This is a genomic window from Stenotrophomonas sp. STEN147 (genome assembly GCF_056757995.1).
The window spans coordinates 32,287-44,908 of sequence record NZ_JBRRCG010000018.1 but is presented as its reverse complement, the minus strand read 5'-3'; the positions used below and the strand labels follow the sequence as shown (position 1 = coordinate 44,908).

General features: G+C 68.7%; 13 protein-coding genes. 2 read left to right on the top strand and 11 right to left on the bottom strand.

Annotated features, from left to right (window positions below; translation table 11 throughout):
* Window positions 1–4 precede the first annotated feature (4 nt).
* Complete coding sequence (locus ACVOKU_RS15725) at window positions 5–694, bottom strand: ABC transporter ATP-binding protein (RefSeq protein WP_053516547.1); 690 nt, start codon at window positions 692–694, stop codon at window positions 5–7.
* A 118-nt stretch (window positions 695–812) separates the two neighbouring features.
* On the bottom strand, window positions 813–2,060 hold the full coding sequence (locus ACVOKU_RS15720; protein WP_481560344.1) for an efflux RND transporter periplasmic adaptor subunit: 1,248 nt from the start codon (window positions 2,058–2,060) through the stop codon (window positions 813–815).
* A gap of 328 nt (window positions 2,061–2,388) precedes the next feature.
* Here ACVOKU_RS15720 and ACVOKU_RS15715 point away from each other — a divergent pair, with 328 nt between their 5' ends.
* Both ACVOKU_RS15715 and ACVOKU_RS15710 read left to right on the top strand, forming a co-directional pair.
* Window positions 2,389–3,612: a sensor histidine kinase gene (locus ACVOKU_RS15715; protein WP_481560343.1), complete on the top strand. Its 1,224-nt coding sequence runs from the start codon at window positions 2,389–2,391 to the stop codon at window positions 3,610–3,612.
* Complete coding sequence (locus tag ACVOKU_RS15710; RefSeq protein WP_193395762.1) at window positions 3,609–4,211, top strand: response regulator transcription factor; 603 nt, start codon at window positions 3,609–3,611, stop codon at window positions 4,209–4,211. The genes ACVOKU_RS15715 and ACVOKU_RS15710 overlap by 4 nt, the downstream gene beginning before the upstream one ends.
* 90 nt (window positions 4,212–4,301) lie before the next feature.
* Here ACVOKU_RS15710 and ACVOKU_RS15705 read toward each other — a convergent pair whose 3' ends face one another.
* From ACVOKU_RS15705 to ACVOKU_RS15665, 9 genes are all read right to left on the bottom strand, one after another.
* On the bottom strand, window positions 4,302–4,838 hold the full coding sequence (locus ACVOKU_RS15705) for a cytochrome b (RefSeq protein ID WP_481560342.1): 537 nt from the start codon (window positions 4,836–4,838) through the stop codon (window positions 4,302–4,304).
* Window positions 4,835–5,938 carry a catalase family peroxidase gene (locus ACVOKU_RS15700; protein WP_481560341.1) on the bottom strand — a complete coding sequence of 368 codons (1,104 nt, stop codon included), beginning with the start codon at window positions 5,936–5,938 and terminating at the stop codon, window positions 4,835–4,837. The genes ACVOKU_RS15705 and ACVOKU_RS15700 overlap by 4 nt, the downstream gene beginning before the upstream one ends.
* 141 nt (window positions 5,939–6,079) lie before the next feature.
* On the bottom strand, window positions 6,080–7,447 hold the full coding sequence (locus ACVOKU_RS15695) for a leucyl aminopeptidase family protein (RefSeq protein WP_481560340.1): 1,368 nt from the start codon (window positions 7,445–7,447) through the stop codon (window positions 6,080–6,082).
* A 3-nt stretch (window positions 7,448–7,450) separates the two neighbouring features.
* Window positions 7,451–8,170, bottom strand: coding sequence for an HAD family hydrolase (locus ACVOKU_RS15690; RefSeq protein ID WP_065174216.1), 720 nt, complete (start codon window positions 8,168–8,170; stop codon window positions 7,451–7,453).
* Between the two features lie 31 nt (window positions 8,171–8,201).
* Window positions 8,202–9,311: an AI-2E family transporter gene (locus ACVOKU_RS15685; protein WP_481560339.1), complete on the bottom strand. Its 1,110-nt coding sequence runs from the start codon at window positions 9,309–9,311 to the stop codon at window positions 8,202–8,204.
* 67 nt (window positions 9,312–9,378) lie between these two features.
* Window positions 9,379–9,819 (bottom strand): protein sip-5, encoded by a 441-nt coding sequence (locus ACVOKU_RS15680; protein ID WP_481560338.1) that lies wholly within the window; start codon window positions 9,817–9,819, stop codon window positions 9,379–9,381.
* Complete coding sequence (locus ACVOKU_RS15675; RefSeq protein WP_197600105.1) at window positions 9,816–10,286, bottom strand: phage holin family protein; 471 nt, start codon at window positions 10,284–10,286, stop codon at window positions 9,816–9,818. Before ACVOKU_RS15675 ends, ACVOKU_RS15680 begins: the two co-directional genes overlap by 4 nt.
* 9 nt (window positions 10,287–10,295) lie before the next feature.
* Window positions 10,296–10,661, bottom strand: a complete 366-nt coding sequence (locus ACVOKU_RS15670) for a hypothetical protein (RefSeq protein ID WP_053516533.1) — start codon at window positions 10,659–10,661, stop codon at window positions 10,296–10,298.
* Window positions 10,662–10,764: 103 nt separating this feature from the next.
* A complete protein-coding gene (locus ACVOKU_RS15665) occupies window positions 10,765–12,198 on the bottom strand; it encodes a Do family serine endopeptidase (protein ID WP_053516532.1) in 1,434 nt (477 codons plus the stop codon).
* Window positions 12,199–12,622 lie beyond the last annotated feature (424 nt).

Genomic DNA, 12,622 nt, shown 5'->3' with positions numbered 1-12,622 from the left:
TCCGTCAGTGGGCCAGCGGCGCGTCGGCCAGCTCGCCCTTGTCCAGGTGCACCGTGTGCGTGGCGTACTCGGCGGCCTTCGGGTCATGGGTGACCATGATGATGGTCTTGCCGTGTTCGCGGTTGAGCTGCTGCAGCAGGCCCAGGATCTCCTCGGCGGACTGGCGGTCGAGATCGCCGGTGGGTTCGTCGCAGATCAGGAAGGTCGGGTCGGAGACGATCGCCCGGGCGATCGCCACGCGCTGCTGCTGGCCGCCGGACAGCTCGTTGGGTCGATGGTTGCGGCGGTCGGCCAGGCCGACCAGGGTCAGCGCGATCTCGGCGTTGCGGCGGCGCTGCGCGGCATTGAGATGGGTCAGCAGCAGCGGCAGTTCCACGTTCTTCTGCGCGGTCAGCATCGGCATCAGGTTGTAGAACTGGAACACGAAGCCAACGTGGTGGCTGCGCCAGGTCGACAGCTGGCCACCGCTCATCTGGTCGATGCGCTCGCCTTCGATGCTGATCTCGCCGCCGCTGGGATTGTCCAGGCCACCGATCAGATTGAGCAGGGTGGTCTTGCCTGAACCGGACGGCCCCATCAACGCGACGAAGTCGCCGCGGGCGATGTCCAGGTCGATGCCGTGCAGCACCTGCACCTTCTCGGGACCACGCTGGTAGGTCTTGGTGATGTTGCGCAGTGAAACCAGGGTCGACATGGGTGGTTCTCCACGTAGGCGGGAAACGGTGACGCACCCCGGCCGCCGGCCGGGCATGCGTGGAACGGTGTCGTTGTCGAACGGTGCCGCTGGCGGCGCCCCGGAAGGCGCCGTGCCGCTACTGCGTTTGTTTCTGCTGGACCCGGGTGCCATCGCGCAGGGTGTCCGGCGGGTTGACCACCACCAGCTCGCCCGCATTCACACCCTTGAGCAGCTGGCGATCCTTGCCCATGGCCTGGCCAGCCTGGACCGTGCGCTGCTGCACGCGGTTCTCGTCGCCGAGCACGAAGGCCACCGATGCACCCTCGCGCTCGACCACCGCGCCTGCCGGCACACGCACGCCCTGCGGCTTGGCTTCAGCCTGCGGTGCCGCCTGTTCCAGGAAGCTGACCCGCACGCCCATCTCCGGCACGATGCGCGGGTCCTTCAGCTTCAGGGCCACGCGCACCTTCACCGTCGCCTTGCCCCGGTCGGCGGTGGGGATGATGGCGATCACCTCGGCCGGAATCTTCCATTCCGGATAGGCATTGAGGATGGCTTCCACCGGCATCTTCGGTTGCACGCGGCCGATGAAGGCTTCGCCGACCTCGACCTCGATCTCCAGCGAATCCATGTCGACGATGGTGCCGATGCCTGTGCGGGTGAAGCCGCCACCGGCCGACAGCGGCGAGACGATCTCGCCCGGCTGTGCCGCCTTGGCAGTGACCACGCCGGAGAACGGCGCACGCACGATGTTGTTGTCCACCCCAAGGTCGGCGATCGCCAGCTGGTCGTTGGCCACCTTCACGTTGCGCTGTGCGGTTTCCAGCTGCGCGCGCAGGCTGTCGCGCTGGGCCACGGCCTGGTCGTACTGCGAACGCGAGACCAGCTGCTGCCCGACCAGCGCCTGCAGCCGGCTGGCCTCTGCCGCCGCCTGCCTCTGCTGTGCCTCCAGTCCGGCCACCTGGCTGCGTGCGGCCTGCAGCTGCGAGGCATACAGACTGCGCTGTGCGTCGGCATCGATCGGGTCGAGGGTGGCCATGATCTGTCCCGCCTCCACGCGCATGCCTTCCTCGATCATCACCTCGCGCACCTTGCCGGTGATCTTGGCCGACACCGTAGCCATGCGCCGGGCGACGACATAACCACTGGCATCGAGGACCGAGCTGCTGGCGCTGCCATGCTGGATGGCGACCGCCGGTGCGGTTTCCACCTGCACGGCCGGAGTGCGGCCGAACAACGCGAAGGCGCCTGCGGCCAGGAGCAGCACCACCGCGATCACGGCGATCCACAGCCAGCGGCGCCCGCTGCCACCACCACCAGAGGCAGGCGGCGGTGACTTGCGTTCGATACGGAGTTCCTTCAACAGCTCGGCAGAAGCGTTCATTCGTTCCATCACAGGCGTTCGGGCGGGTGTGACCGGAAGGGCGGACAGCGGCGGTTCCGGCAGTGGAGCGTGCGGCACAGCATGACGGCAGGCACGGGGATGACGGCAGTGACAGCTGTCATCCGATGACCTTGACGGTGGCAACTGCGAAACGTGACCAAGGGGGCGCAGGATGGCAACGTCCCCGCTACCGGTACCGCCCATGGCTCCGATCGCCCCGTCGCTGGCTGGCCTGCAGCAGATGCAGGTGCGTCGTAACGGCGCCGGCAAGAGTACCGCGATCAGCGGGCTGTTGCGCCTGCGCCTGCGCAGGATCGGCTGAACTGGCATGATCGGCAGCGATCGTTCCCGCCTGGACCCTCCCGTGTCATCGAGCTGGCTGGCCTCCCTGCTGCGCCCTGCGCCGGACTCGGCGGTCGCCGACACGCTGCGGCGTGGCAAGTCGCCCTGGAGCGAGGCGATCCATCTGCTGTGGTCGGTGTGGATCGTCCTGACCCCACTGCTCGGCCACGGCTTCAACCTGCGCTGGCTGCTGCTGACGCTGGCCAGTTACCCGGTGTTCCTGCTGCTGTACGCGAGGGTGATGGTGGCTCCACGCCATCATGCGCCCCGTTATGCGCTGGGCCTGATCGCGATGGCGCTTGTGCTGCTGCCCTGGTATCCGGCCGGGCTGACCTACTTCGTGTTCGGCTGCGTGCTGCTGAGGGTGAGCGGGCGGGGCAGCTGGTGGACGTATCTGTTGCAGCTCACCGGCCTGAACATCCTGTTCTGCAGTCTCGCCGTGTGGTTCCAGTATCCGTGGCAGAGCCTGGTCTGGATTCCGGCGGTGTCGTACATCGTCGGCCTGGTGGTGAACGTGGAGGCGATCAACCAGCAGAAGGACGCGGCATTGCAGCTCTCGCAGGAGGAAGTGCGGCGACTGGCCACCACCGCCGAGCGTGAGCGGATCGGTCGCGACCTGCACGACCTGCTGGGCCACACCCTGTCGCTGATCACGCTGAAACTGGAGCTGGCACGCAAACTGCACGATCGCGGCGACGCGCGCGCGCGGCAGGAGATTGGCGAGGCCGAGGCCATCGCCCGCGAAGCGCTGGCGCAGGTGCGCAGTGCGGTCACCGGCATCCGGGCCAGCGACCTGGCCGGGGAGCTGGCCTCGGCGCGGCTGCTGCTGGAGTGCCAGCAGGTGCATCTGCAGTACGCGCCGCCGCCGCCGATGCCGGTGGAGGTGGAGCGTGGCCTGGCGCTGGTCCTGCGGGAGGCCGCGACGAATATTGCCCGCCATGCGCAGGCGACACAGGCGCGGGTGGACTTCATGAAGGAAGGAAAAGTACTGGTGATGCAGATCCGCGATGATGGCCGGGGTGGCATGCAGGCCGAGGGCAATGGACTGAGCGGCATGCGTGAGCGCGCCGCGGCGCTGGGCGGGTATCTCACCGTGCAGTCTCCGCGCGGCGAGGGCACGGTGCTGAGCGTGCGCGTGCCGCTTTCGGCGGCCACTGTCCCGTTGCCGCCCGCTGCACCCGCGCCGGTGGCGCAGGATGGCGCGGCATGATCCGCATCCTGCTGGCGGAAGACCAGGCCATGGTGCGCGGCGCACTGTCCGCATTGCTCGGCCTGGAGGCGGACATCGAGGTGCTGGGCAGCGCCGCCGATGGCGAGGCCGCCTGGCGCATGCTGCAGCAGCTGAAGCCGGACATCCTGGTGACCGATATCGAGATGCCCGGTCTGTCAGGGCTGGAACTGGCCCAGCGCATCGCACGCCACGAACTGCCCATCAAGGTGGTGATCGTGACCACCTTCGCGCGTGCCGGCTTCCTGCGCCGCGCGCTGGACGCAGGCGTGCTCGGCTATCTGCTCAAGGACGCGCCAGCGGAGAACCTGGCCGATGCACTGCGCAAGGTGAAGCAGGGCGTGCGTGCGATCGACCCACAGCTGGCACTCGATGCCTGGTCACAGGCGGACCCGCTGACCGACCGCGAGCGGCGCGTGCTGCGCCTGGCGGGCGAAGGACGGACTGCCAGCGAGATCGCCGAGCAGCTGGGGTTGTCGCACGGCACGGTGCGCAACTACCTGTCCGAGTGCATCGGCAAGCTGGGCGTGGCCAACCGGATCGAGGCGTACCGGCTGGCACGGCAGAAGGGCTGGCTGTAGCGGAGTGGCTCGACCCTTTTGAGCCGAGCCATGCCCGGCGGCTCCCGAGGGGTTCGCTGGCCCGCCGGCGATCGAAAGGCCGCAGTCGCGTCAGTCCTTCCCGCGCGCCATCGCCTGGAACACGCCATCGCGGCGGACCCACAGGTGGAAGAGGGCGGCACCGACATGCATCAGCACCGTGGCGAACAGCACGTAGGCCAGCAGGCTGTGCGCGCTGCGCAGCGCTGCATACAGTGCCGGTGTGTGCGGCACGATCGGTGGCAGGTGCAGTCCGCCCCCCAGCACGATGGGGTAGCCCCCCGCGGACAGCATTGCCCAGCCCACCAGCGGCATTGCCAGCATCAGCGCGTACAGCATCCAGTGCGATGCCTTTGCCGCCATCACCTGCCACACCGGAAGATCGGCCGGCAGCGGCGGCGGCCGGTGGCGCAGGCGGTTGTACAGGCGCAGCAGCACCAGCACGCCGATCGCGATGCCCAGCGGGCGGTGCAGGTCGAGCAGCATCGGCCGCAGGTGCAGCGAGGCGACCATGGTCACGCCGATGAACAGCATGGCGATGATCAGCACCGCCATCGACCAGTGCAGTACCCGCGCCAACAGGTTGAAGTGGCCATTGCCGGTGCTCATCGTGCAGCCTCCTTCGGTTGCGCTGCCGCTCCGGCCGCGCGCTCGCGCTCGCGCCGGTTGAACGACTGCGAATAGACCGCCGACCGCGCGGCCAGGATCGGATCGTCACTGCCGCGGATGCCGCTGGGCAGGATCAGCGGGTCGAAGTTCAGCTCGCCGCAGGCGCCCTGTTCCTGCGACTGCATGCGCTCCAGGCTCAGCACGCCTGCCACCACCGTTTCCCGCGCGTCCGGCCAGGGCACCGACGGATCATCGATGGCGTCCCCCGGTTCGGCGATGCTGACCACCAGGTCCCATTGCACCGGGCCGGCCGCCAGCCGGCGCTGCAGGTCCTGGCTGAGGAAATCGACATCGGCGCGCTTGCGGGCGTCGGCATCAAGCTCGGCGACCGGCGTGTGGGGCTGCCATTGCCAGCGCACGGCACGTCGCTGGCCCTGCGCATTGGTGAACCAGAAGCTGTTGACGCTGTTGAAGCGGGTGTTGGCCCAGCTGTCGGTCCACGGCGCGGTCCGTGCCCATTGCTGGAACGCCTGGGCGCTGGGGTACTTGGCCAGCACCGCCGCCATCTTCTGCGGATCGGGCTTGCCGGTGGCCGGATCCGGTATCTGCGCCTGCGTCTGTTCGAAAAAGGCCTCCGCCGTCGGCACCGCGAAGAACGGGAAACTGTTCATCGCCATCCGCCATTCCTGACCATCGTCGCTGACCAGCTGCAGGGCGATGCTGCGCACCCGGGCGCTGCCATCGGCCCCATGGGGATCGCCACCACCGATCGACAGGCGGCCCAGCACCGGTACCCGGGCCTGCGAGAACACGCGCGCGCTGGACAGCGTCGGCGCCTGTGCACTGGGTGCGAACCAGCCACTGACGCACACGCCCTTGCTGTGCGCACGGCGGAACCCGGGATGGGCCGGGCCGGTGGCCTCGATGGTGTCGGTGAAGCGTTGCGCGGTGAGGCGGTGGCCGACCCAGCCGGCCAGCCAGGCAAAGCCCAGCGTGATCCCGCCAAGAATCAGGGCGATCAGGGCGATCCAAGGCAGCGGCGAATGCCTGCGCGGTGTGCGCGGCTCCTGGCCGGCGCGGGTGTAGCGGAAGAGCGACATGGTCGGAGTCCTGCCTTCACGGAATGTGTGGGTGGTCGACCGACACATCCTCGCAGAACCCGACCGTGGCCGGAATTCAATTTTTCGTCACAACCCGGTGGAGCGGACCCCTGTCCGGCTCCACCCGCGCATCGGCTGCGCTCAGGCGTAGCGTGCCTTCAGCATCGCCCAGGCCGAGCGCAGGGCCAGTGCTTCGCCGCCGGCCGGGCGGCCCGGCCGTTCGCCATCGTTCCAGGCGTACACATCCAGGTGCGCCCAGCGCTGGCCATCCTCAAGGAAGCGCTCCAGGTACAGCGCGGCGGTAACCGAGCCCGCCATGCGCGAACCGGCATTGGCCAGGTCGGCGATGCCGCTGCTCAGGTAACGCAGGTAGGGACGCCACAGCGGCATGCGCCAGACCGGGTCGCGCGTTTCATCTCCGGCCTGCAGCCACTGCTGGGCGACGGTGTCATCGTTGCTGAAAAGTGCCGGCAGGTCCGGGCCCAGCGCGATGCGCGCAGCGCCGGTCAGGGTCGCAAAGTCCAGCACCAGGTCCGGCTTCTGCTCCGCGGCGAAGGTCAACGCGTCGCACAGGATCACACGGCCTTCGGCGTCGGTGTTGTCGATCTCCACGCTCAGGCCCTTGCGGGTGGCGATCACTTCGCCCGGACGGAACGCATCCGGGCCGATCGCGTTCTCCACCGCCGGCACCAGCAGGGTCAGGCGCACCGGCAGCTGCTGGGCCATCACCAGTCCTGCCAGGGCCAGCGCGTGCGCGGCGCCGCCCATGTCCTTCTTCATGTTGCGCATGCCATCGGCCGGCTTGATGTCCAGCCCGCCGGTATCGAAGCACACGCCCTTGCCGACCAGCACCAGCGCCGGATCCGCCGGCTTGCCCCAGCGCAGCACGACCAGGCGCGGTGCACGATGCGATGCGCGGCCGACGGCATGGATGGCCGGGAAATTCTGCGCCAGCAGCGCATCACCGGTGATCGCTTCGACCTCGGCGCCGTGCGCCGCTGCCAGCGTGCGTGCGGCCTCTTCCAGCTGCTGCGGACCCATGTCTTCGGTGGGCGTGTTGACCCAGTCGCGCACGCGCAGGCTGGCGGCGATCAGATCCGCCACTTCCCCCGTCGGTGCGGCAACCAGCTGCGCCGGGTGCCGGTTGCGCTTGCGGTAGCGGTCGAAGCGATAGCTGCCCAGGCCCCAGCCCAGCTGCAGCAGTGCCTGCTCGCTGGCCGGCAGCTCACTGGCCAGTTGCCACACGCTGCCTTCGGGCAGGGCGTGCGGCGCGTGCGCATAGCTGTAGGCATCGCCGCGATCGCCCACGCCCATCACCGCACCGGCCAGGCCCTCGCTGCCGGGCAGCAGGGCGATGCTGTGCGAGCCGGCGGTGAAGCCCTGCGAGGCCAGCCAGGCCTGCGTGGCGGCCGGCTGCCCGGCGTTCCAGCGGGCGAACTGCTCGCGATCCAGCACGTACAGCGGCAGTGCGGCAGAAGTGTCGGCGGTGAAGCCCGTGATCTCGCTCATGCGTCAGTTGCTCCGGGGTGCGGTGGCGCCGAGGTTGGCGTCCAACCAGTCGGCCAGGCCGGTGAGGGTGTCGAACTGCAGGTCGGGCTGCAGCTGCGGATGGGTCCAGGTGGCGGCGTCGCGGTTGATCCAGCAGCCGCGCAGGCCGGCGGCGATGGCGCCGGCCACGTCCATCTCGATGTGGTCACCGACATGCAGCACCTGCGCCGGGGCCACGCCCAGCCGGGCACACGCGGCATGGAAAATGCTCGCCTCCGGCTTCGCCGCGCCATGTTCGCGCGCACCCAGCTGGAAGGCGAAATGATGGGCCAGCCCGATCCGCTGCAGGTCCGCATTGCCATTGCTCAGCGCGGCCACCGGTACCCGCGCGGCGATACGCGCCAGGGCATCAAGGGCATCGGGATAGCACTCCACCTGGTTGCGCGCGGCATAGAACGCTTCGTAGGCCGGCTCCAGCAGGTCCAGGCTGGCGCCGCTGTTCTGCAGCGCCTCACGCAGCGTCAGCCGGCGCAGCGCGCTCAGGTCATGATGCAGATGCGGGTTGTCGCGGAACGAGCGCTCGCGCAGTTCGCGCATCGCCGCCAGCGGATACATCGCGGCGGTGGCCGGGCTGTGTTCACGCATCCAGTCGTGCAGCACCTGGTCGATGCGGGCGCCGATCGGTGCGAACGGCCACAGCGTGTCGTCGAGGTCGAGGGTGATGGCAAGGACGGGGAAATTCACCCGGTCATTCTACGCCTGCCCGCGCGCGCTTTCATTCCAGCAGGCGCGCCCAGCCCTGCATGCCGTCCAGCCGGGCCAGCACCAGCTTGATGCAGACCAGCAGCGGCACCGCCAGCAGCAGCCCGATCATGCCCCAGGCCCAGCCGAACACCATCAGTGCCAGGATCAGGACCAGCGGCGAGAGCTTCATGCGCCGGCCCAGCACGATCGGGGTCACCAGCTGGCCCTCCAGGGTATGCAGGCCCAGATACGCCGCGGCGGGCAGCAGTGCCTGCAGCGGGTCGCGGAATTCGACGAAGCCCATCAGCAGCATCAGCGCCACTCCGATCAACGGGCCCACATAGGGCGCGAAGTTCAGCAGTGCCGCCACCGTCCCCCACAGCAGCGCTTCCTGCAGGCCGATCCCCAGCAGCATCAGCACACCCGCGAAAACCAGGCCGACCAGCGTGTTGATCACGCTGATGGTCAGCACATAGCGCGACACCTCGCGCTCGATCGAGCGCAGGATGTCGCTGGTGAAGCGCTGTTGCTGGCGATTCGGGAACAATGCGATCGCCGCGCGCTGCAGGCTCTGCCCATAGATCATGAAGAACAGCGTCAGCAGGACCACGGCCAGTACCGAGGCGGCCAGCCGGGGTGCGCGGGTCAGCATGCGATAGGGATCGTCCAGCTGGGTGCGGATCACCTGCACCTTGCGATTGCTGTCGCCGCCGGCAACGCGGGCGAAATTCTCGGCCGCCAGATTGGCCTGCTGCACCGGCTTGGTCAGATCCTGTACCTGCCGGGCGACCTTGCGCAGCTGTTGTGGCGCTTCCTGCGCCCATTCCATCGCCGGGCCGATCAGCTGCACGGCCAGCGAGCTGGTCACGCCCAGGCCGGCACCGAGAACCAGCAGCGCTCCCAGCGCCCGCGGAATCCACAGCTTCTGCAGCAGGCGCAGGATCGGGTTGCCGACCAGCGCGAAGAACATCGCCAGCAGTACCGGCAGGATGATGTCCTGTGCGGCCCACAGCGTGTAGGCCACCGCCAGCGTTGCCAGCACCACCAGCGACATCGGCCCGCGCGGGCGGGCGGGCGGCGGAAGGGCGGCAGCAGACGGTGCGGGTTCGGCCGGTGACGGGGACAGGAGGGACTCGCTCATCGACGTACCGACCGGGAAGGGGAGCCTATTATCCGTCCGCCGCGGTCAACGCGGCGGATGCTGTTCGTCAACGTTCCGACAGTTCGGTGGCCGCTTCTGCAGGCCGCGGTTCGCGCGCCTCAGGCTCGGCAGGTGGCGCGGAAGCGGGCGCCGCGGCAGCAGCAGGAGCGACCGGGTCGGCGGCGGCTTCGGCAGTGTCGGCCGCATCGTCTGCGGTGTCGGCGGCGTAGGCTGCCACGGCGGCAGCCAGTGCTGCCTGGCCGCTGGCCACCAGGCTGGAGACCGAGCCGATCATCTGCAGCCAGCGTGCACCGTTCACTTTGCCCGGCACTTCCAGCTTGCCGGCCACGAAGCCACCGGCCAGGCCGACCACCACGATACGCAGGGGGGACCAGCCCCGGCGCCAGACCTCGCTGAGCACGGTCCAGTTGTCCTGGGTTTCACCCATGCGCACGGCCACCACCTGTTCGCAACGCTTCACCCGCCGCTGCAATGCGCCGAACTTCATGGCTTGCCCTCCGGAATCTGTACGCCGGCATCGGGATCGTCTTCGCTGGGCTCGTCGAACAGGCCGAGGCGCGACAGCTGGCGCCGGGTAGCGTGCATGCCGGTGTGGTGGAAGAAGTAGGACACCCGCCAGATTGAGTAGCCGGTCACTGCCAGGCTGATCAGCGAGGTGATCAGAAGTGCCTGCAGCCAGCTCAGGCCCCAGCTCTGCAGCAGGGCGATGAGCGTGGCGGCCATCAGCAGCCAGGCCGAGGCCCCGAACACGATCGCCACGCCCGCCCAGGCCAGGGCCCGGCCGAACGCACTGCGGGCGAGCGCGAAATCCGACGAGGCCAGGCGACGCAGCGAGCGCAGCGTGTGCTTGGCCGAATCGGCGGCGGCGCGACCGGCCGCGCCGACCTGGCGGATGCTCTCGTCCAGCGGCGGGGTGGCCGCCGGATCGGGGCGTTGCGTGTTGTCTTCGCTCACGCCGTGGACTTACTTGTCGCTGCTGCCGCGAGCCAGCTTGGCGATGATCCAGCCAGTGGCGAAGGCAACACCGAACGATGCCAAGGGACGTTCACGGATCAGTTCAGCGGCGCTGTCGATCAGATCCTTGCCCTTGTCCATCAGTGCATCGACCTGTTCCTTGGCGGCAGCGCCGCCGAATTCAGCCGCAGCCAGGCCGGACAGCGCGGTGTCGGACAGCTCGGCCTTGACGTTGGCCTTGCCGATGCGCAGTTCGTCGGTCGCAGCGCCGGTCGCGCCCTTGATCGCACCGCCGGCAGCACTGGCGGCCTGCTTGAGGTGGGAACCGGCTTCACCCAGGTGTTCCTTCAGGTTCTCGGTATTGGTGGGGCTCATCGAATCACTCCTGTTGCGATGGGGGAACGGACGATCGGCTTCAGCCGACAGGGACGTACAGCAATAGCACTGGCCGGGTATAGGGGGTGTTACGGCGGAGCGATCAGCGCATCACCAACTGGCCCTGCTGCTGGCCGTTGTTGCGCAGGATGCGCAGCACCAGGGTCGGCGGCCGCTGCTGGAAATTGGCGCGCCAGCTGGCCAGGTCGGCGAATTCACCCACCGTGGCATCGGTGATGATGTCGCCCTGCTGGAGCCCGTTGCTGGCTGCGCGGCTGCCGCGCTTGACCTCGCTGACCAGCACCCCGCGTACGCCGGACTGGCGCAGCGATTCGGGCAGGTCGACGAAGGTCGCGCCGCCCAGGCGCGGGTCCAGGCTGTCGCCGCTGGCGGCGCGCGCCTGCTCCTTCAGCGTCGCCCGGATCTGCAGCGGCTTGCCTTCGCGGCGCACGTCCAGCGCCAGTACGCTGCCTACCGCTGCCAGGCCCTCCACGTTGTGCAGGGCTTCGGCGCTGTCCACGCGCTGACCGTTGGCGGCAACCACCACGTCGCCCGGCTTCAGCCCGGCCGCCGCACCGGCCGAACCGGCCAGTACCCGGGTGATCAGCGCGCCGCGGGTTTCGCCCAGGCCCAGGCCCTGGGCGATCTGCGCGCTCAGGTTCTGGCTTTCCACGCCCAGGGTGCCGCGCACCACCACGCCATGCTTGACCAGCTGGTCGACCACGCTGCGCGCCAGGTTGGTGGGAATGGCCAGGCCCAGGCCGATGTTGCCGGCCATGCTGCCCTGCGGGTTGAAGCTGGCGGTGTTGATGCCGACCAGCTGGCCCTGCAGATCGACCAGCGCACCTCCGGAGTTGCCCGGGTTGATCGAGGCGTCGGTCTGGATGAAGTTCTGGTAGCCCAGCCCACGGATGCCACTGCGGCCGACCGCCGAGACGATGCCCGAGGTCACCGTCTGGCTGAAGCCGAACGGATTGCCGATCGCCACCACGAAGTCGCCGACCCGCAGCTGGTCGCTGTTGCCGAGCTTGATCTCGGTCAGGTTCTGCGCGGGGATGCGGATCAGGGCGATGTCGGTGTCGCGGTCCGAGCCGAGGAACTCCGCCTTGACCGTGCGCCCGTCAGCGAGCGTCACCTGCACGTCATCGGCGTTCTCGATGACGTGGTGGTTGGTCAGCACCAGGCCTTCCTTCGCATCGATGATGACGCCCGAACCCAGCGATTCGTTGATCCGTTCCTGCGGGATGTCCGGGAACAGGCGGCGGAAGAACGGGTCGTTGAAGAAGGGGTTGCGTACCCGTACCACCTGCTTGGTATTGACGCTGACCACGGCGGGCATGGTCTTTTCCAGCATCGGTGCCAGCGAAGGCACCGGCTGGCCGGCGACCGAAGCCGGCAATGCGGCGGTGGCCGGAAGGGCAGCCGGCAAGGGCGCGGCGTCGGCGCGGTTGTCCAGGTGGGCGTTGATGCCGGTGGCGACGAAGCCACCGAAGGCGGCGGCGATTGCGAGCGTGAGCAGGGTAGGTAGCGGTCGCATGGGAGTCGGTTCGCAGGCGTGGAATGGGGGCCGTTGGCCCATACGGTAAAACAAGCTGAATGAATCTGCCGCGGCGTGGATAAATGCGCGATGAAAGCGACCCTCGTCGATGCGGCGCTCGACGCCGGCTGACCCGCCTGCGGTACGGTCGGCCATCGGCGCCACACCGAGAGGGCGTGTCCGCCGGCATGGTCAGGACAGCTTCTGATACTTGCGCAGTTCCGCCGATCCAAGGTGCGCGATGGCACGTCGTGCGTGCAGGTTCCGGCGAGGGGCGTGCAGGCAGCCCGTCGCCGCGGCGTGCACCTCAATCCCATGGCGCAGCGCTGAAAAAAAGGGGTTTGCTGCGGATCGACGGTAGCAGCACCGGCCTCCCTCTACACTACTATCGTCGCAGCAGGCGCGATTGCAGGCGGACCACCCG